The following is a 16,337-nucleotide window of genomic DNA, read 5'->3' on the forward strand; positions in this document are numbered from 1 at the left end:
GACGACTCCCCTATAAGATCTTAATATCATACAAGTCGAATTGCGTCACTGACAACGAGACCTAATCCGACACCGCCACCCACTCCAACTCCGGCACCAACACCCACTCCCACCCCGGTGCCAACACCAACGCTTACCCCTATCCCTCGCTTTACCCCGCTCGTCCCCCGTACTCCTACCCCTACCCCCACCCCGATCCCGACGCCCACCTCGACGCCAGCCCCAGCAACACCAACGCCTGCGCCAGAGTTTGCCTTGAGCGGTCAGTGGCTCTATGAGGGAGGATCCTTTGTCTGGCAGGGATCCCTGTGTAAGGTTAATGTTGCAACCGGCATTGAGGAAACCGTCTCCATTCGGCAAGACGGCAACCAGATCACCATTTCCTCACCCAGCTTTTCCGAGCGCGGCGGCCAGCTTATCGGCAACCAACTTTCTGTTAGCGGTAGGATAGGGGGTAGCGGTACCCCAACCATCACGTGGAGCGGCACCGTCAGCGCCGACGGGCGCTCCATTCGCGGCACGGCCACCTGCGGCAGCGCCAGCTTTGCCATTAAGCTCACACGCCAGAGTTAAATACCCACGCCGCCACCTCGGTCACCGCCGCCTCCCGATTCCCTATCCTCCGGTTTCTGCTGGATGGCAGGGGGAGGGGGAGGGGTGGCAAACGTTTCGCTCACCACCTGGAGGGTATATGGCCCTCGTCCAGGGCTGCCCGGCCCAGCGGTTGGGGAAGCATTTTGCGCCCAGTAACTTTGCACCTGGATCAAGTAACAGCGATCTTGCCGCACCGGGATCGTGAGCTGGGAGGTGGTAAAGTTGCCAGGGGCGGCATCATCGTTAACAAAAAGGATATTCCGATCCAAGTTTCTGCCGGTATCAAAGGCACCGATGACCAACAGCGGATCGAAAGCCGGGCTGGTCAGCCGGATGGTAACTCCGGTAACGTTGGCTGCAGAAGGAAAGTAGAGAAATCCATCTGAGTAAAAGGTGAAGGTGCCGGGCGGCGGTGGAACTTCCCGGGCATTTTGAATCTCGCCGGCGCTATCGTAGTAGAACTCCAAAAGGCTATTCGGCCCCAAGGTTCCGCTGCGGCTATCTCCTGGGCGGCGCAGGCCAATCGCTGCGAAAAACTCTGGGCTAAAGGCTTGCTCGCAAACATTGACCGGAGGCGGCACCGTCCCCCCACCTCCCCCACAGCCTGCCAAGAGTACAGTCGAGGCCAGTAAACCCCAGAAAAATCCCACCTGGGATCCAAAAACCTTCGATGCCGGCAATGGCATAGACACTCCTCTGCCACAGGATCATTAGCTTCTCCAGAATACAGCCACCTCGGCAAGCTGCAGCGAACAGAGCTCAGCCAACGATGCTCTCCTCTTGATTTGGGGTGCTGTCTTTCTGTTGAGCTGCTTCTGGATCCCTAGAGCAGCGATGTCCAGCAAGAGCGACTCCGTTTTCTCTCCGGCTTAGTGCCTCTTCGCCAGATGTTGGGTAGAGTTGGCGGTAGCCATCGCTGCCGTATTGGTTATGAACAGTCCGCTGAGTAGCCCGAATCGGGATCGCGATCCCTTCTTTTCCCAACGCCCTAAGCGGGGCAGCCTGGGCTGGAGCCTCCCCCTTGGAGGGTGGGGACTTGCCTTGTTGTTTGGATCCCTGCTGTTGAGGGCGTGGAGCAGCCAGCCCTTGACCTGGGCACAGGAAGCAGAACAACAGCCAGAGCCAGAAGTCTTCCTGCCGGTGAGGGACATCGATCCGGCGGCGCAGATTCGGGTGCGAAACGAGCTGGTTAAACTCTGCGGAGATTATCGCTGCGAAGGCTATCGCTTTCAGGTGCGAGTTTTGGTCAGGCCTGAGGATACGCTGGAAACTCTGCTGGAGCGGCTGGATGCGGAGATACTGCGGGAGGTGGATCGGGTGTTTCAAACTCGGCCTGACTTGAACCGTGTCATCGTCGATGGCTATGTCTTTGTGGGCACCCCCTCTTTCGCCAGTCGAGAGGTGCTGCTGCAAACGCTGTTTGTGCCCCGTCACCGCTGGGCGGTAGGCCGCTTTGGGCCAGAGCAGGATGGAATCTTCTATGCCGAGCTGCTGGAACAGGTAACGCCCTTTTTAACTCGGCCGCAAACCCCAACCCCTCCGCCTGGAGCCGTGTTTGAAGAGCCTGTGCCTCCTCTACCTCCCACGCCAGCTCCCACAGAGACACCAACGCCTACACCTCAAGCAACGCCGGAAGCTCCACCGCCACCGGGGGGCGTGATCGAGCGGCAACCCATTCAGCCCTGACCTACTCCCCTGGGGTTGAGACCTGAGCAGGTGGTGATCTAGGCTTCAGAGTTAGGGGATCCCTCCCCGTGGATTGCTTGACTGGTGGGCACAGCATGGCAGGACACAGCAAATGGGCCAACATTAAACGGCAAAAAGCCCGCGTAGATGCTAGAAAAGGCAGCCTGTTTACCAAACTTTCCCGAGCCATCATTGTGGCAGCGCGCAGCGGCCTGCCAGACCCGGAAGCCAATTTTCGGCTGCGCTCAGCGGTGGAGAAAGCCAAAGCGGCAGGCATGCCCGCCGAGAACATTGAACGGGCCATCGCTAAGGGATCCGGCAACTGGACCGACGACAGCCCCCTGGAGGAAATTCGCTACGAAGGCTACGGCCCTGGGGGGGTAGCTGTCTTAATCGAGGCCATGACCGATAACCGCAACCGCACGGCTGCCGAGGTGCGGGAGGCCTTCAGCAAAGTTGGCGGCAGCTTGGGGGAAAGCGGCTGCGTCAGCTGGCTGTTCCGGCAAAAAGGGGTGATCAACCTGGAGGGGGTGACAGATCCCGAAGCTCTGCTGCTAGCGGTAGCCGAAGCAGGAGGGGAGGATCTCAAGGTGGAGGGAACCGGCGCAGAGGTCTATTGCGATTACACCCTGCTGGAGCAGGTGGCCACCTACCTCAAAAAAGAAGGCTACCAGGTGCAAGAGGCGGCCATCCGCTGGATCCCCTCTACGGAGGTGCATGTGGAGGATCCCGAGACAGCCAAGCTGGTACTGACCCTCATGGAGCGGCTGGACCACTTGGATGATGTGCAAAATGTCTACGCCAACTTTGAGATCGACGAGGCATTGATGGAGAGCCTGGCCTAAAGGTTCTAGCGCAGCTTGACGGCGGTGCCGGCGGCGGTAACGAGGATCATGGTCGCGCTCATGTTGGTATGAATGCTAACGCCTAGGATGCCATTTGCTCCCAAACGTTTGGCTCGCTGCTCCAACTCTTCCAAAACCTTTTTCTGGGCATTCTCGAGAACTTCTTCATAGGTTCTTGTGCGTCCCCCGATGATGTTGCGGAGGCTAGCAAGGAAGTCCCGTAGAACATTGGTGCCATAAACTACCTCGGCGGTAACAATGCCCAAGTAACGCTCAACCTCTCTACCTTGGAGCACGTCTGTAGTGGTCAGCAGCATGGCTTGTTTCCGCGTCACCCCCTCACAAGCTAGCCAATCCTCTCCAAGGCGTAAAGCTCTCCAACCCAGTGGTGGGAGCTAGAATGAGCTACCTCTAGGGCACCGTTTTTCAGCTAGCCAATGACAGCCCTAGTTCGCGTAGTGGGGAGCTTGAATCTGGACTTGGTGGTGCAGGTACCACGCCATCCTGGGCCTGGGGAAACGGTGCTGGGATCCGACTACGCCACCTACCCTGGGGGTAAGGGAGCCAACCAAGCGGTGGCAGCAGCCCGGGCGGGAGCCCAGGTGGAGATGTGGGGGGCGGTGGGATCCGATGGCTTTGGCCGTTTCCTAAAGGAGAACTTGGATCAAAATGGCGTCGATACCCGCCATCTGCGAGAGCTGGAAGGGCCCAGCGGCATTGCCCTAATTACTGTGGATCGAGCAGGGCAAAACCGGATCGTGGTCAGCCCTGGGGCTAATGGTCGCTACACACCCGCCCATCTGCCCCCCTGGACAGCGGCAGCTCTGGTATTGTTGCAACTGGAAATCCCCTTGGCCACGGTGCAGGCGGTAGCCGAGCAGGCCTTTGCCCAAGGGATCCCTGTCCTCCTCAATCCCGCCCCTGTGGCTCCCCTGCCGGGATCCCTGTTGCGCCAGGTGCGCTACTTGGTGCTCAATGAAAGCGAAGCCGCTGCCCTTGCCCAATCTCCAGTGGAGACGCCAGCGCAAGCCGAAAAAGTGGCCCAAGCCTTGCAACAGCAGGGGATCCCGACAGTGATCGTCACGTTGGGGGGAGCGGGCTTGGTCTGGGCCGATGGGGAGGAAAGGGGCCATCTGCCAGCCCACCCCGTGTTGGTGGTGGATACCACTGCTGCCGGCGACAGCTTCTGCGGTGCTTTGGCCGCTTGCCTGGCTGCTGGCAAATCCCTGAGGGAAGCCCTGCGGTTTGCCAATGCCGCTGCGGCCTTGTGTGTAACCCGCCCTGGCGCTCAGCCCAGTTTGCCCCACCGCGCCGAGATCGAGGCGTTTCTGGCCGCTTCAGGCTCTCACCGTCAATCCCCTTCCTAGGGGATTTTAGGCACGACATGCTACACGGAAAAGGCCTCTTGGCGGTGCTGCTGCAGCCGCTCCAGGCTGAGAGGGCCTTCGATGTGTTGCCAGGGAAGGGGATCCGCCGGATCCCAGTTGTGGTACACGTAGAAGTCCAGGGGCGGCAGTTGCCCTTTGAGCTCTTTGAAGGCGCGGCGGTAGCTGCCCAGGGAATCGCCCCACTGCCGTGCTAGCTGCAAAACCTGGGCCACCCGCCGATCCCCTCTTGAGATCAAGGCCTGGATGACCGACCAACTGTAGCTTTCCGGGCGGAACTCCACGCCCAGGGGGCGCAGGTGTTTTTGATACCACTGCAGCTTTTTCTCCGCCTGGGGATCCACCCCCTGCCACTGGAAGGGGGTGTGGGCCTTGGGCACAAAGGTGCTGCAGCCCAGGGTGAAGCGCAGGCGGGGAGCCACCTTCTTGAGCTCCTTGAAAAGAGCAACCGTGGCCTCCAGGTCGGCCTGGGTTTCCGCCGGGATCCCCACCATGCCGTAGAACTTGATCCCCTTCAGGCCGCCGGCCTGGGCGTGGGCAGCCGCCGCCAGGATCTCTTCGTTGGCCAGCTTTTTGTTGATGACCCGGCGCAGCCGCTCCGAGCCGCTTTCGATGGCCACGGTAATGGACTGGCTGCCGCGGCGGGAAAGCACTTGCGCCAAGCGAGGCGTAACCGTGCCCGTGCGCACCGAGGCCAGGCTAAGGCGCACCTGCTCAAAGCGATCCTGCGCCAGGTACTCCAGCAATTCCTCAAACTGGGGGTGCTGGGTTACCGAAGCCCCCAAAAGGCCAATCCGCTGGGTAACCTGCAGCCCCCGCTCCACCGCCGGGATCAGATGTCCCTCCACATCCGCTGCCCGAAAAGGCAATGTTAGATAGCTGGCCAGGCAAAAGCGGCACATCTCCGGACAACTGCGCACCACCTCCACCATGTAAATGCTCTCCCAGGCCGCCTTGGGGGTAACCACGGTGGACACCGAGAGGGTGTTGCCGCGGAAGGTGTGCTTGCGGATGGAGCTGGGGATCCCGTCCAGCTTGGGGATCACCTTCTCCACTGGGCCGTCGGGCCCGCGGTAGCGCACCTCGTAGAGGCTGGGCACGTAGATCCCCGGCACCTGGGCCAGCGCCTGCAGCTTTTCGGCGCGGGATCCCCGCCGTACCTGCCGATAGGTCTGGATCATCTGCTCCACCAGCCCCTCCCCGTCCCCCAGCAGGATCAAGTCAAAGAACGCAGCAAAGGGCTCAGGGTTGGCCGTCAACACCGGGCCGCCGCCGAAAACCAGGGGGTGCGCTTCTTCCCGCGCCTCGGCCTGGAGGGGGATCCTCTGTCGTTCCAGCAGATCCAGGATGTGGACGTAGTCCAGCTCCCAGGAGAGGGAAAAGCCCAGCAGCTCAGGATCCCGCGGCAGCGGCTCGGCCAGGTCGGTAAACAGGCGGGCGACCGACACATCACGGCGGCTGGCCAGCAGGCTCCAGATGACCTGGTAGCCGAGGCTGGTGATCCCCACCGAGTAGGTGTTGGGGAAAGCGTAGATCAGCCGCACCGCGTCGGGCTCGGGCGTGGCCGGGGTGAAGAGAAGCTGCTCGAGGGCAAAGTCTGAGGTGGCCAAGATCCCAGCGGCAACAAGAGCCTACTTTCCCAGCTTAATCGGGGTTTTGCCAGCCCGCCCCCAGGGCCAGGAAGGACGGCAAGATCGTCCAGAATAAGAGGGATCCCGACCTGCACCTGCCGATGACCTCTCCGCTCAACCAACGCATCCGCCGCTTCTACGATGCTTCCTCTGGCCTTTGGGAGCAGGTGTGGGGAGAGCACATGCACCACGGCTACTACGAGCCGGGCCAGACCGGCAAGGATCGCCGCCAAGCCCAGATCGATCTCATCGACCGAGTCATTCAATGGGGCCAGATCGGGGATCCCAAGCCCCCCCGGCACATCCTCGATCTCGGCTGTGGCATTGGGGGGAGCAGCCTGGAGCTGGCGCGGCGCTTTGGCGCCGAGGTAACAGGCATTACCCTCAGCCCTGTCCAGGCCCAGCGGGCCGAGGAGCGCGCTCAAGCAGCCGGCCTGAGCAACAGGGTGCGCTTTTGGGTGGCCGATGCCCTGGACATGCCCTTTGCCGACAACACCTTCGATCTGGTCTGGGCTCTGGAAAGCGGCGAGCACATGCCGGATAAGCGGCGGTTTCTGGCCGAGTGCTGGCGGGTCTTGCAGCCGGGCGGGCAGATGATGGTGGTTACCTGGTGCCACCGCGAGGGATCCCTGAGCCGCCAGGATGAGCGCCTTTTGCAGCAGATCTACGACGTGTACTGCCTGCCCTATGTCATCAGCTTGTCGGAGTATGAAGCGCTGGCCCACCAGGTGGGGTTCGAGCGGTTGCGCACCGCCGACTGGTCGGAGCGGGTGGCCCCCTTTTGGGACGAGGTGATCGCCTCGGCTCGCGATTGGCGGTGGATCCCGGCTTTGCTGCGCAGCGGCTGGGTCACCGTCCGTGGGGCGCTGGGGCTGGGCCTGATGCGGCGGGCCTATGCCAGCGGCTTGCTGCGCTTCGGCCTGCTGAGCGGCTTCAAGCCTGCAAGTTAGGGATCCCATACCCCCCTCTCCCTTGGGAGAGGGGCTGGGGGTGAGGGTAGCGGCGCTGGCCAAATACCAGGGAAAGTAGCTCAGAAGTCCGGCTGGGGCGGCGTTGCGCCGGCAAGTTCTAGGTACTTTTGCTTCACCGCCTGAATATCCTGCCACATCAGCCACTTGGGGCTGCCGGGGGTGCGGTCGGGGTTGCGCAGCAAATAGGCCGGGTGGAAAATCGGCATACACCAGCGCCCCTGCCACTGGATCCACTCGCCGCGGATCTTGGTGATGCCGCGCTTATCCCCCAAAAGAGAGCGCACCGAAGTGGCCCCCGTCAACAGAATGATCCAGGGATCCACCAGGCGAATCTGCTCCAGCAGATAGGGCCGACAGGCGTCCATCTCCTCCTGGGTGGGCACGCGGTTGTGGGGAGGGCGGCATTTGACCACGTTACAGATGTAGGTATCCTGCTCCGGATCTAGGCCCACCGAGGCCAGGATCTTGTCGAGCAACTGGCCCGACTTGCCCACAAAGGGCAGCCCCTGCAGATCCTCGTTTTCCCCCGGCCCTTCTCCGACGATCACGATCTTGGCCTTGGGGTTGCCGCGGTGCACCACCACGTGGGTACGGTTGGCCGCCAATTCACAGCGCTGGCAGACCCGGCAGTGCTGCTCCAGTTGTTCTAGTTCTCGATAGGTACCGGGGGGAATGGGCACCTGGGCCGAGAGCGGGATCTGATCCCATTGGGGAAGCGTCTCCGCAGCGGGGGCAGGTGGCTCTAGGGGATCGTCAAATAGGCTGGGCTGAAGCTCCGAGGATCTTTTCTTGGCAGCCATTGCAAGGTGAGGGATCCTTGTGCAGCGATCTTCGGCTGCTCCTCTGCCCTTGTCAAGCTTGGAGTCTCTTTCCCCAAAAGGGCAGCCTTTACGTCTTGTTAAACTGAGGGAACAAAAGGTGGCGGCATCTCAGCCTGCCCTTTCCCTCTTTTGAGTGCTCTCGGCCTCCTATGCTGCTTTTGTCCAAAGAACTGCCCAACCTCGACTATCGTCCCACCCTGCAGCGCTTCGACGAAGACTGGCGGGATCCCCTTGCAACTCTCTTAGGCTGGGGGCGGGCTGCTGGCGCCGACCTGGTGGAGATCTTCCTGGAGCGGGTTAACTCCATCAGCTGCCTGGCCGAAGACGACGCCATCACCAGCATCACCCCTCGGCTTGCCACTGGCGCCGGCGTGCGGGTGTTCCGCGGCCTGGCCGACTGCTACGTCAGCACCAACGATCTCTCCTTTGCCGGCCTCAAAGCCGCCCTGGAAAAAGGCCTGCTCTTGATGGGCCTTACCCCCCCAGGCCCTGCCGCCTTGGTCTCCCCTGTCAACTTGGGGATCTTGCAGGACTACGCCGAGCGCCGCCGCAAAGACGGCTGGCTCAAAGAATGCAGCTCCCTTGCCGAGATGGGGGAGATCTTGGGGCGGGCCAACGCAGAGCTCAAGCGGCAAGCTCACCACATCCAGTCCCGCCGCACCAACTACTTCCGCGACTGGCAGGAGATCCTGGTAGCCTGCAGCGACGGCACCTTTGTGCGCGACATCCGCCTTACCCAGTCGGTCAGCTCTACCCTGCTCTGTGCCGACGGGGATCATCGCGCTTCCGTTAGCCAGCGCGCGGGGGGCACCGGGGATCCCGACTTTTTGCGCCGCTGGGATCTTGTGGCCCACAGCCAGGAGCTGGCAGAGGCTGCCGGCCAGATGCTCTATGCCGACTACGTGGAATCGGGCACCTACCCCATTGTGATGTCCAACGCCTTTGGCGGCGTCATCTTCCACGAGGCCTGTGGGCATCTCTTGGAAACCACCCAAATTGAGCGCAAAACCACCCCCTTTGCCGACAAAAAAGGCCAGAAGATTGCCCACAAAAACCTCACCGCCTGGGACGAGGGGCTTTCCGAGGGGGCCTTTGGCAGCTTGGATGTGGACGACGAGGGCATGCCCGTCCAGCGCACTTTGCTCATTGAAAAGGGCATTTTGAAGAACTTCCTGGCCGACCGGGCCGGCTCGATGCGCACCGGCCATCCCCGCACCGGCAGCGGTCGCCGGCAAAACTACACCTTTGCCGCCGCCAGCCGCATGCGCAACACCTACATCGCCCCCGGCGACGCCGAACTGGACGACCTGTTTGCCTCTATCGACAAAGGCATCTACTGCAAGCGCATGGGGGGCGGCAGCGTCGGCCCCACCGGCCAATTTAACTTTGCCGTGGAAGAAGCCTATCTCATCCAAAACGGCAAGATCACCAAGCCCCTCAAGGGAGCCACTTTAATCGGGGAAGCCAAGGATATCCTGACCAAGATCTCCATGTGCTCCAAGGATCTCCGCCTGGCCCCTGGCTTCTGTGGTTCTGTCAGCGGCAGCATCTACGTCACCGTCGGCCAGCCCCACATCAAGGTGGACGCCATCACCGTGGGCGGGCGCTAGGCCCAGGGATCCCCCATGGCTTACGACAACGTCTGCAAGTACCTGGCAGAGCGCTTCCCGGAGCAGTTTGCCCGTTGGCTAGTGGGAGAAGTGGCTGAGCCGGTGCAAATGTTGCCCACAGAACTTTCGGAGGAACCTGTTCGAGCAGATTCTGTTATTTTGCTGGGGCTGCAGCAGGGCATTTTGCACCTGGAATTTCAAACAGATCCAGATCCTGAAATCCCCTTTCGCATGGCCGACTATCGGCTGCGCCTTTACCGGAAATATCCACAGCTACCTGTGCATCAGGTGGTGATTTATCTGCGCAAAACGACCTCGGAGCGAGTTTTCCAAACTTCCTTTCGCCTAGAACGGCTGAGCCACGAGTTTGAGGTCATTCGCCTGTGGGAATGCAACTTGCCAACCAACGTCGATTGGCCAGCCCTGCTGCCTTTTCGGGTCTTAAGCCAGGTGGAGGATCCTGTAGAAACCTTACGAGAAGTCGTTGCCGAGCTGGAGCGCTTGCCAGACCCCAGCAAGCAGCGAGAACTGGCAGCAGCAACAGCCGTTTTGGCGGGACTAGCATTGGATCGGGGTTTGATTCGGCAAATCATGAGGTCTTTGGATATGAGGGAATCGGTGATCTACCAGGAGTGGCGCTCGGAAGCTTTGCGGGAGGGGCTGGAAGCAGGGCGCAAAGAAGGTCTGCAACTGGGCCTGCAGCAAGGGCTGCAACAGGGATTGCAACAGGGACTGCAACAGGGACTGCAGCATGGAGAAGCAACGCTGGTTTTGCGGCTTTTGCGGCGGAAGCTGGGATCCCTTGACCCGGCCCTGGAAAACAGGATTTGGGCCTTGCCCCCGTCGCAACTGGAGGCGCTGGGGGAAGCGCTGCTGGATTTCAACAGCGTGGAGGACTTGACCGCCTGGCTGGCCCGTCGGTAGAGAAGGAATGACATGCTGCAAGTTGAACTCTTGGCCGAACAGGCGCAAAGGTGCGCCAAACACCTGGGGATCCCCCAGTTTGATCTCTACGGAGCCGCAGTGGATGAGACCAGCGTGCAGGTGGAGCAGGGGGAGCCCCGTCAGGTAAAAGCTTCTCACCGCTGCAGTGTGACGGTGCGGGCCTGGAACGACCAGGGCCAGGTAGGGGTGACCTCCACCACCGATGTGGACGAAGCAGGGCTGGAACTAGCTCTGCAGACGGCCTTTGAGGCCAGCCACTTCGGCGTGCGGGAACACGCGCCCCAATTCAGTCCAGAAGCGAAGCTGCCCATTCTCCAGCCCTGTAATGACAAAAGGCCCCTGGCGCTGGCCAGCGAGCTCCTAGATCAGCTGGTGGCTGCCGAGAAGGCTTTGCTGGGATCCCATCCCGCCATCCAGGGGGTGCCCTACAACGGCCTGGCCCAGCGACAGATCGACCGCTTTTACCTCAACAGCGACCAAGCTCTGCGCCAGGAGGGCCACACTCTGGCCTCGGTCTTTCTCTACGGCAAAGCAGAACAAGAAGGCCGCAAGCCCCGCAGCGCCGGCGCCATGCGGGTGGCCCGCAGCCTAGAGGAGCTGGATATCCAGGGGTGCGTAAAAGAAGCCGCCGAGAAGCTCATCAGCCACCTGGAGTACGCGCAGATCCCTTCGGGGAAATATACGGTGGTTTTTTCTGGGGAAGCTTTTTTAAGCCTGTTGGGGGCTTTCTCCAATCTCTTCAACGCCCAGAACATCTTGGACAACCAAAGCCTGTCCACCCCCGACTCGCTGGGCCAGCAGATTGCCTCGCCGCTGCTTTCGGTGTGTGACGATGCCTTGCACCCGACTAACGTAAGCGCGATTAGCTTTGACGGCGAAGGCACCCCCACCCGCCGCGTTTCCCTGATTACCAACGGAGTTCTGACCCACTTTTTGCACAGCGCTGGCACCGCCAAACGCCTGGGGGCCCAGCCCACGGGGCACGCCAATATCGGCGCCAAGGTGACGGTGGCAGCCCACTACTACCACGTCTTTGCCGGGGCTCCGCCAGAGAGCACCTACGACCTGGCCACGGCTGAGAATGTGGTCTGGATTGACGAGCTGCAGGCTCTCCATGCCGGAGTCAAGCCTCTGCAGGGATCCTTTTCCCTGCCCTTCCAGGGCTGGTGGGTGCGCCAGGGGGAGCGCATCAGCATCGAGGCGGCGACAGTAGCGGGGGATTTTCTAGCACTCTTGCAGTCCATTTTCTACGTCGAGCCGGAGCCACAAATCACTCCTAGTGGTCTGTGTCCCCGCATTTGGGTAGCCGATCTTTCCATCACCGGCCAATAGCCCCATGAAACTCACCCGCATCGACCTCAACAGTTGGCTAGTCCATACCCAGACCCAGACTTTCCTGCTGGATCCGTGGCTGGTGGATCCCTTGGTGTTCTTTGGCCTGCCCTGGTTCATCCGCCTGCAGCACCGCCAGATGCCGCCGTTCACGCCGGAAACCCTGCCCAAAATCGACGGTATCCTCCTCAGCCAAGGCCAACCCGACCACTGCCACCCCCCCACCCTGCAGCGGCTGGACAAGCAGATCCCGGTTTTCGCTTCTCCAACAGCCGCCAAGGTGGCGCGGAGCCTTGGCTTTATGAGGGTGCAGGCCCTGGATCCCTGGCAGTCCGTGCAGTGGGGAGATCTAGGCATCACAGCGGTTCCTGGCGCCCCCCTGGGGCCGGTGCGGGAACTGGGCTTTTTGCTGGAGGAGCTGCCGACCCAGACGCGGCTTTACTACGAGCCCCACCTTTCCCAACCGGATGTCCGCCCGCGGCTGCAGCAGGAGTTCACCCCCATCCACACCCTGCTGATCCCGGTGGTAGGGCAGATCTTTCCCTTCTTGGGCGAGGTGATCATGGGGCCGCAGCGGGCCCTGCAGGTGGTGGCCGCCCTGCGCCCGCAGCAGGTGATTCCCACCGCTATGGGAGAGGTGGACTACCACGGCTGGTTTGCCGCCCAGATCCGCCCCCTGGGGAGCCTAGAGGAGTTCCGGGAAAAGCTGGGATCCCTGAACGCTGCCACCGGCCAATCCATCCAGTTGTGCTGCCCTGCCCCGGGGGAGACGGTATCCCTTCCCGCTGAGGTTAAGACGTGAGCCCTCCTTCTCAGGCCGCCCCCGATCTCGTGGCCATCCTGCGGGCCGATTACGCCCGCTTTCCTTGCGATCAAACCTACTCCATCTACGATCCCCAAGTTTATTTTCGGGATCCCCTCAACGAGTTTCGCGGCCTGGATCGCTATCGGGCCATGGTCGAAAGCCTGGGACGCTGGCTGCAGGATATCCACCTCGAGCTGCACGACATCCACCAGAGCGGCAACCACATCCGCAGCGAGTGGACGCTGAGGGGATCCCTGGCTTTTTTGCCCTGGCGTCCCCGCCTGTGCGTCCCCGGCTGGACAGAAATCCAGATCAACGAAGCAGGGTTGATCGGATCCCACATCGACCACTGGCGCTGCTCCCGCTGGGAGGTGATGCTGCAGATTTTGGGAGTCGGGGCTGCCAAATGAGCTGACTGCCGGTCCACACCTCTGCTAGGATTGCAAAGCTGACTTTTTAGGCTCGCTAAAAAGTCGTTTTCTCTCCTCTGGAGAGATGGCCGAGTGGTCGAAGGCGCAGCACTGGAAATGCTGTGTGGGGCAACTCACCGTGGGTTCGAATCCCACTCTCTCCGTCATCGAGGCCCGCCTCAGGTAGAAGCTGCAGGAGACCCCCTATATCCCTCCACCCCCCAGTCCCCTCGTGTGGCAGGATATGGCCAGTTGCTGAAACCTGAAGAAATTATGGCTTTGCAACTCACCAGCTCCGCTTTTTCCCACTCAGAATCCATCCCCTCCCGCTACACCTGTGATGGGGAAGATCTCTCTCCACCCCTAGCCTGGTCGGGGGCACCTTCGGAAACCCAGAGCTTTGCCCTAATCATGGATGACCCAGACGCGCCCAGGGGCACCTTTGTCCACTGGGTGGTCTACAACTTGCCCACCAGCGTTAGCAGCCTGCCAGAAGGGATCCGCGGCGATGCCGATTTGCCCCAGGGGGCTGTGCATGGGCAAAACAGTTGGGGGCGTAACGACTACGGTGGCCCTTGCCCTCCCAGCGGCACCCACCGCTACTTCTTCACCCTCTACGCCCTGGATCGGCAACTGTCTTTGGCTGCAGGGGCGACGAAGGAAGCCCTGCTGCAGGCTATGGAAGGCCACCTCCTTGCCCAGGCCCAACTGATGGGCACCTATCAAAGAAAAAGGTAGGGGATCCGCGGTTAAAGCCCCGGCTTGCCGCCGCGCCTAAGCCAGACAAGGGTTTGGCAGCTCCCTTCTGCCGACGAGTCCTAGGGGCAAGGGGATCCCCTTCGCTGGGAAGGGAGAACCTCAAGCAAGGGGCGCCCCCAGTCGGGAGCTGGGCCTTGCCGAAAGCAAATCCAACATCTCCGCTCTCCAAAAAATTTGCCCCGCCGCCGTTTTTCTACCCAGGACAGGGATCCCCAGGTGGGCCTGCAACTGCCAGATCAAAGCGGGTTCTTCTTCTGGGGAGGAGGCCGACTCAGATTCCAGCAACACCCATCCCAGGCAGTGGGCCTTGGCTTGGTGAAGCAAGGCTGCAAAAGCGGCTCCCTGGCTGAGAGCAGCCTCTTGGGGCAGCGTCAAGAGCACGTCAAACCCCCAGGCATGGGCTAGGTCAGCCCAGGTTTGGCCGGGCCCTATCGGATCGGCCAGGCTGCCAGGCACCACCAGCAGCGGGGCCTTCTCTCCCTTCCAGGCAGCAATCTGCTGCCAGAGGGTTCTAAGCTGGGCTTCGGAAGGGCTGGGATCCACTTCGAGCAGGCCCCAAGGGCGTTGCACCGCCTGCTGCCAGGAGTCTGCCACTCCTGGTGCTGCCTGAGTTCCAGGCCAGGTGTCTGCTACCATCACTCTCATGGTTCCCCCGTCTCGGCTTCCCAGAGGCTCAGAAACTCGGGTTGCACCTCAAAGCCAAACACCAAGGCCATGTCCCGCAGCATCGAGACAGATCCCAGTTTCTGCTGCTTAAACCAGCGCATCAGCACAAAAATCTTCTGGTAGACGAAGATCTCCAACGCCTCCGGGTTGTAGACGATCCCTTCGCGGGGGTTGAATTGGTGGGGCACCAGCATAGCGGCGTAGCGGGCCAGCTCGCCGCTGCGCCAATCGAGAAAGTAGGGCATCCAGGGGTAAACCGTATCCCAGCGGATGAACCACAGGCGCACTTCTGGGATCTCCGACAGCTCCCGCGGATCGTCGGGGCTGCGCGGCCAATCGATGGCGCACTGTACCTGCTGAGCGGCGCCAACGGGATCCGCCATCAAGGTTTTCACCAATTCATGGCCCGGGGTCAAATCCAAGGCCTGGATGGCTTTGGCAGGTAGGTGGAAGGTAATTGGCACGGCGACAAGCAATCGCTTTAACCCAGTCTTGATCCAGGCGAGGGCTTCCGCAAGCAAGATACCCCATCCGTCAACCCCTTGCAGCTTATCTCAGCTCTGGGCCATTCCCTCCTGCCAGCGGGATCCCCAGCCGAGCTAGGTCGAGGACAAAGCCTGCTGCCACCAAGAACACCTGATCTGCCAGCGGGGCCAGCTTTTGGGTGAGCTCTCCCATCCGATCGCGAAACCGACGCCCCAGCGGATAGGCGGGCACCACTCCCCAGCCTACCTCTTCTGAGACCAAGATCGCCTTTCCTGCCCAGCTCTGCAAGGCCGACAAGAAAGCGTCCACCAAGGGATCCCACTCCTCCGGGGAACACTCCAGACCCTGCGCCACCCAGCCGCCTAGAGAGTCCACCAGGGCACAACAGGGCTGAGACAGCTTTTGCAGGTCGGCCCCCAGGTCGGGCCCGGTTTCCCAGGTTTGCCAAGTGGGAGGACGCCGTTGCCGGTGCTGCTGAACCCGCTCCGCCCACTCTGGGTCGGCTTGGGGATCGGGCTTGGGGCCGGTGGCCAGATAGACGACCGGCAGGCCGGAAGCAGCCGCCAGGCTCTCCGCCAGCCGACTCTTGCCGCAGCGGGCAGGGCCACAGATAAGCACAATTGGCATTGCCTGAAGAGGAAAGTCTATTGCTAGAGTAGCTTGGCAGTCGGTAGACCCCCTACGCTTCTGCTTCAGTTGCCGTGCAAACCCTGGAACCCCCCTGCCTGGAGCTTGGGCATATTCTACTTAGGCTCACGTTTTGGAAATTGATCTTGGCAGACCCCAATCCAGCAGCCGGAGGTTTTATGGCCATCTGCATTGAACATAGTCCTCAACTGGAGGACAAAACGTACTTTGCCTACTACCAAGGCTTGGAACCATTTCCCTTGCTTACTGTCGGCCCCCTGACCTATGCAGTGGAGCTCTTCATTCATTGGATGGGAGAGCCTTCGCGGGTAAAGATTGGCCGCTGCTGCTCAATTGCAAAAGGGGTTCATTTTTTTGCAGGCTATGAGCACCACACTGAATGGGCAACTACTTATCCTTTTACTCATCTACCTGAGTTCTGGAGCGAACTGCGGGCTTTGGAAGGTCACCCTCTGACCCGGGGAGATATTCAGGTTGGGCATGACGTTTGGATCGGCTATGGCGCTATGATTCGCTCAGGGGTGACGATTGGAAACGGGGCGGTTGTTGGAATGGCTGCCGTGGTGACGAGAGACGTCCCGCCATATGCAGTTGTTGCAGGGGTGCCAGCCAAAGTCGTTCGCTACCGCTTTTCACCCGACGTCATCGAGCAGCTCAACCAGCTTGCTTGGTGGGATTGGCCTCTTGAAGCCATCAGAACCTCCGGGGTACTCCCGCCACAGCGCAGCTTGGCGGGCTGGAGG

The 16,337-nt window shown here is 61.1% G+C and carries 19 protein-coding genes and 1 tRNA gene; 13 read left to right on the forward strand and 7 right to left on the reverse strand.

Translation table 11 applies throughout. The annotated features are described in order from the left end of the window. Nucleotides 1-117: 117 nt before the first annotated feature. A complete protein-coding gene (locus NW848_RS03405) occupies nt 118-573 on the forward strand; it encodes a hypothetical protein (RefSeq protein ID WP_414508374.1) in 456 nt (151 codons plus the stop codon). On the opposite strand, the gene NW848_RS03410 is transcribed toward NW848_RS03405, so the two are convergent. Next, a complete protein-coding gene (locus NW848_RS03410) occupies nt 570-1,175 on the reverse strand; it encodes a hypothetical protein (RefSeq protein WP_099887360.1) in 606 nt (201 codons plus the stop codon). The genes NW848_RS03405 and NW848_RS03410 overlap by 4 nt on opposite strands. A gap of 349 nt (nt 1,176-1,524) precedes the next feature. On the opposite strand from NW848_RS03410, the gene NW848_RS03415 reads away from it, so the two are divergent. Beyond that, nucleotides 1,525-2,280 carry a hypothetical protein gene (locus NW848_RS03415; protein ID WP_414508373.1) on the forward strand — a complete coding sequence of 252 codons (756 nt, stop codon included), beginning with the start codon at nt 1,525-1,527 and terminating at the stop codon, nt 2,278-2,280. A gap of 95 nt (nt 2,281-2,375) precedes the next feature. Further along, nucleotides 2,376-3,125, forward strand: coding sequence for a YebC/PmpR family DNA-binding transcriptional regulator (locus tag NW848_RS03420; RefSeq protein ID WP_414508375.1), 750 nt, complete (start codon nt 2,376-2,378; stop codon nt 3,123-3,125). 5 nt (nt 3,126-3,130) lie between these two features. On the opposite strand, the gene NW848_RS03425 is transcribed toward NW848_RS03420, so the two are convergent. Further along, complete coding sequence (locus NW848_RS03425; protein WP_011431068.1) at nt 3,131-3,442, reverse strand: YbjQ family protein; 312 nt, start codon at nt 3,440-3,442, stop codon at nt 3,131-3,133. A gap of 120 nt (nt 3,443-3,562) precedes the next feature. Here NW848_RS03425 and rbsK point away from each other — a divergent pair, with 120 nt between their 5' ends. After that, on the forward strand, nt 3,563-4,492 hold the full coding sequence (gene rbsK / locus NW848_RS03430; protein WP_414508372.1) for a ribokinase: 930 nt from the start codon (nt 3,563-3,565) through the stop codon (nt 4,490-4,492). A gap of 20 nt (nt 4,493-4,512) precedes the next feature. On the opposite strand, the gene NW848_RS03435 is transcribed toward rbsK, so the two are convergent. Continuing rightward, a complete protein-coding gene (locus tag NW848_RS03435; RefSeq protein WP_011431066.1) occupies nt 4,513-6,120 on the reverse strand; it encodes a B12-binding domain-containing radical SAM protein in 1,608 nt (535 codons plus the stop codon). A gap of 122 nt (nt 6,121-6,242) precedes the next feature. Between NW848_RS03435 and NW848_RS03440 the strand changes: the two genes are divergently transcribed. Then, nucleotides 6,243-7,091 carry a methyltransferase domain-containing protein gene (locus NW848_RS03440; RefSeq protein WP_011431064.1) on the forward strand — a complete coding sequence of 283 codons (849 nt, stop codon included), beginning with the start codon at nt 6,243-6,245 and terminating at the stop codon, nt 7,089-7,091. A gap of 80 nt (nt 7,092-7,171) precedes the next feature. On the opposite strand, the gene NW848_RS03445 is transcribed toward NW848_RS03440, so the two are convergent. Further along, nucleotides 7,172-7,792, reverse strand: a complete 621-nt coding sequence (locus NW848_RS03445; protein WP_099813338.1) for a uracil-DNA glycosylase family protein — start codon at nt 7,790-7,792, stop codon at nt 7,172-7,174. A 290-nt stretch (nt 7,793-8,082) separates the two neighbouring features. Here NW848_RS03445 and NW848_RS03450 point away from each other — a divergent pair, with 290 nt between their 5' ends. The 7 genes from NW848_RS03450 (at nt 8,083) to NW848_RS03480 (ending at nt 13,773) form a co-directional block, all read left to right on the forward strand. After that, a complete protein-coding gene (locus tag NW848_RS03450; protein ID WP_011431062.1) occupies nt 8,083-9,543 on the forward strand; it encodes a TldD/PmbA family protein in 1,461 nt (486 codons plus the stop codon). Between the two features lie 15 nt (nt 9,544-9,558). Then, nucleotides 9,559-10,467: a DUF4351 domain-containing protein gene (locus tag NW848_RS03455; RefSeq protein ID WP_414402692.1), complete on the forward strand. Its 909-nt coding sequence runs from the start codon at nt 9,559-9,561 to the stop codon at nt 10,465-10,467. Nucleotides 10,468-10,479: 12 nt separating this feature from the next. Next, nucleotides 10,480-11,820, forward strand: a complete 1,341-nt coding sequence (locus NW848_RS03460) for a TldD/PmbA family protein (RefSeq protein ID WP_011431057.1) — start codon at nt 10,480-10,482, stop codon at nt 11,818-11,820. 4 nt (nt 11,821-11,824) lie between these two features. Continuing rightward, the gene (locus tag NW848_RS03465; protein WP_414402694.1) at nt 11,825-12,622 is read left to right on the forward strand and encodes an MBL fold metallo-hydrolase; all 798 of its coding nucleotides are present in this window, start codon (nt 11,825-11,827) and stop codon (nt 12,620-12,622) included. After that, nucleotides 12,619-13,035: a DUF2358 domain-containing protein gene (locus tag NW848_RS03470; RefSeq protein ID WP_011431055.1), complete on the forward strand. Its 417-nt coding sequence runs from the start codon at nt 12,619-12,621 to the stop codon at nt 13,033-13,035. The genes NW848_RS03465 and NW848_RS03470 overlap by 4 nt, the downstream gene beginning before the upstream one ends. 79 nt (nt 13,036-13,114) lie before the next feature. Further along, nucleotides 13,115-13,199: transfer RNA gene (locus NW848_RS03475), tRNA-Ser, on the forward strand. A gap of 109 nt (nt 13,200-13,308) precedes the next feature. Beyond that, on the forward strand, nt 13,309-13,773 hold the full coding sequence (locus tag NW848_RS03480; protein WP_041439166.1) for a YbhB/YbcL family Raf kinase inhibitor-like protein: 465 nt from the start codon (nt 13,309-13,311) through the stop codon (nt 13,771-13,773). A gap of 120 nt (nt 13,774-13,893) precedes the next feature. Here NW848_RS03480 and NW848_RS03485 read toward each other — a convergent pair whose 3' ends face one another. From NW848_RS03485 to cobU, 3 genes are all read right to left on the reverse strand, one after another. Further along, entirely contained in the window at nt 13,894-14,388 is a 495-nt protein-coding gene (locus NW848_RS03485) for a dethiobiotin synthase (RefSeq protein WP_240527832.1), read from the reverse strand. A gap of 47 nt (nt 14,389-14,435) precedes the next feature. Beyond that, nucleotides 14,436-14,924: a CRR6 family NdhI maturation factor gene (locus tag NW848_RS03490; RefSeq protein WP_011431052.1), complete on the reverse strand. Its 489-nt coding sequence runs from the start codon at nt 14,922-14,924 to the stop codon at nt 14,436-14,438. An 85-nt stretch (nt 14,925-15,009) separates the two neighbouring features. Then, complete coding sequence (cobU, locus tag NW848_RS03495) at nt 15,010-15,573, reverse strand: bifunctional adenosylcobinamide kinase/adenosylcobinamide-phosphate guanylyltransferase (RefSeq protein WP_099835790.1); 564 nt, start codon at nt 15,571-15,573, stop codon at nt 15,010-15,012. 179 nt (nt 15,574-15,752) lie between these two features. Here cobU and NW848_RS03500 point away from each other — a divergent pair. Continuing rightward, nucleotides 15,753-16,337: CatB-related O-acetyltransferase (locus NW848_RS03500; protein ID WP_414508371.1), on the forward strand; the 585-nt coding region annotated here is incomplete at its 3' end.

It is taken from the genome of Synechococcus sp. RC10A2, assembly GCF_047502605.1.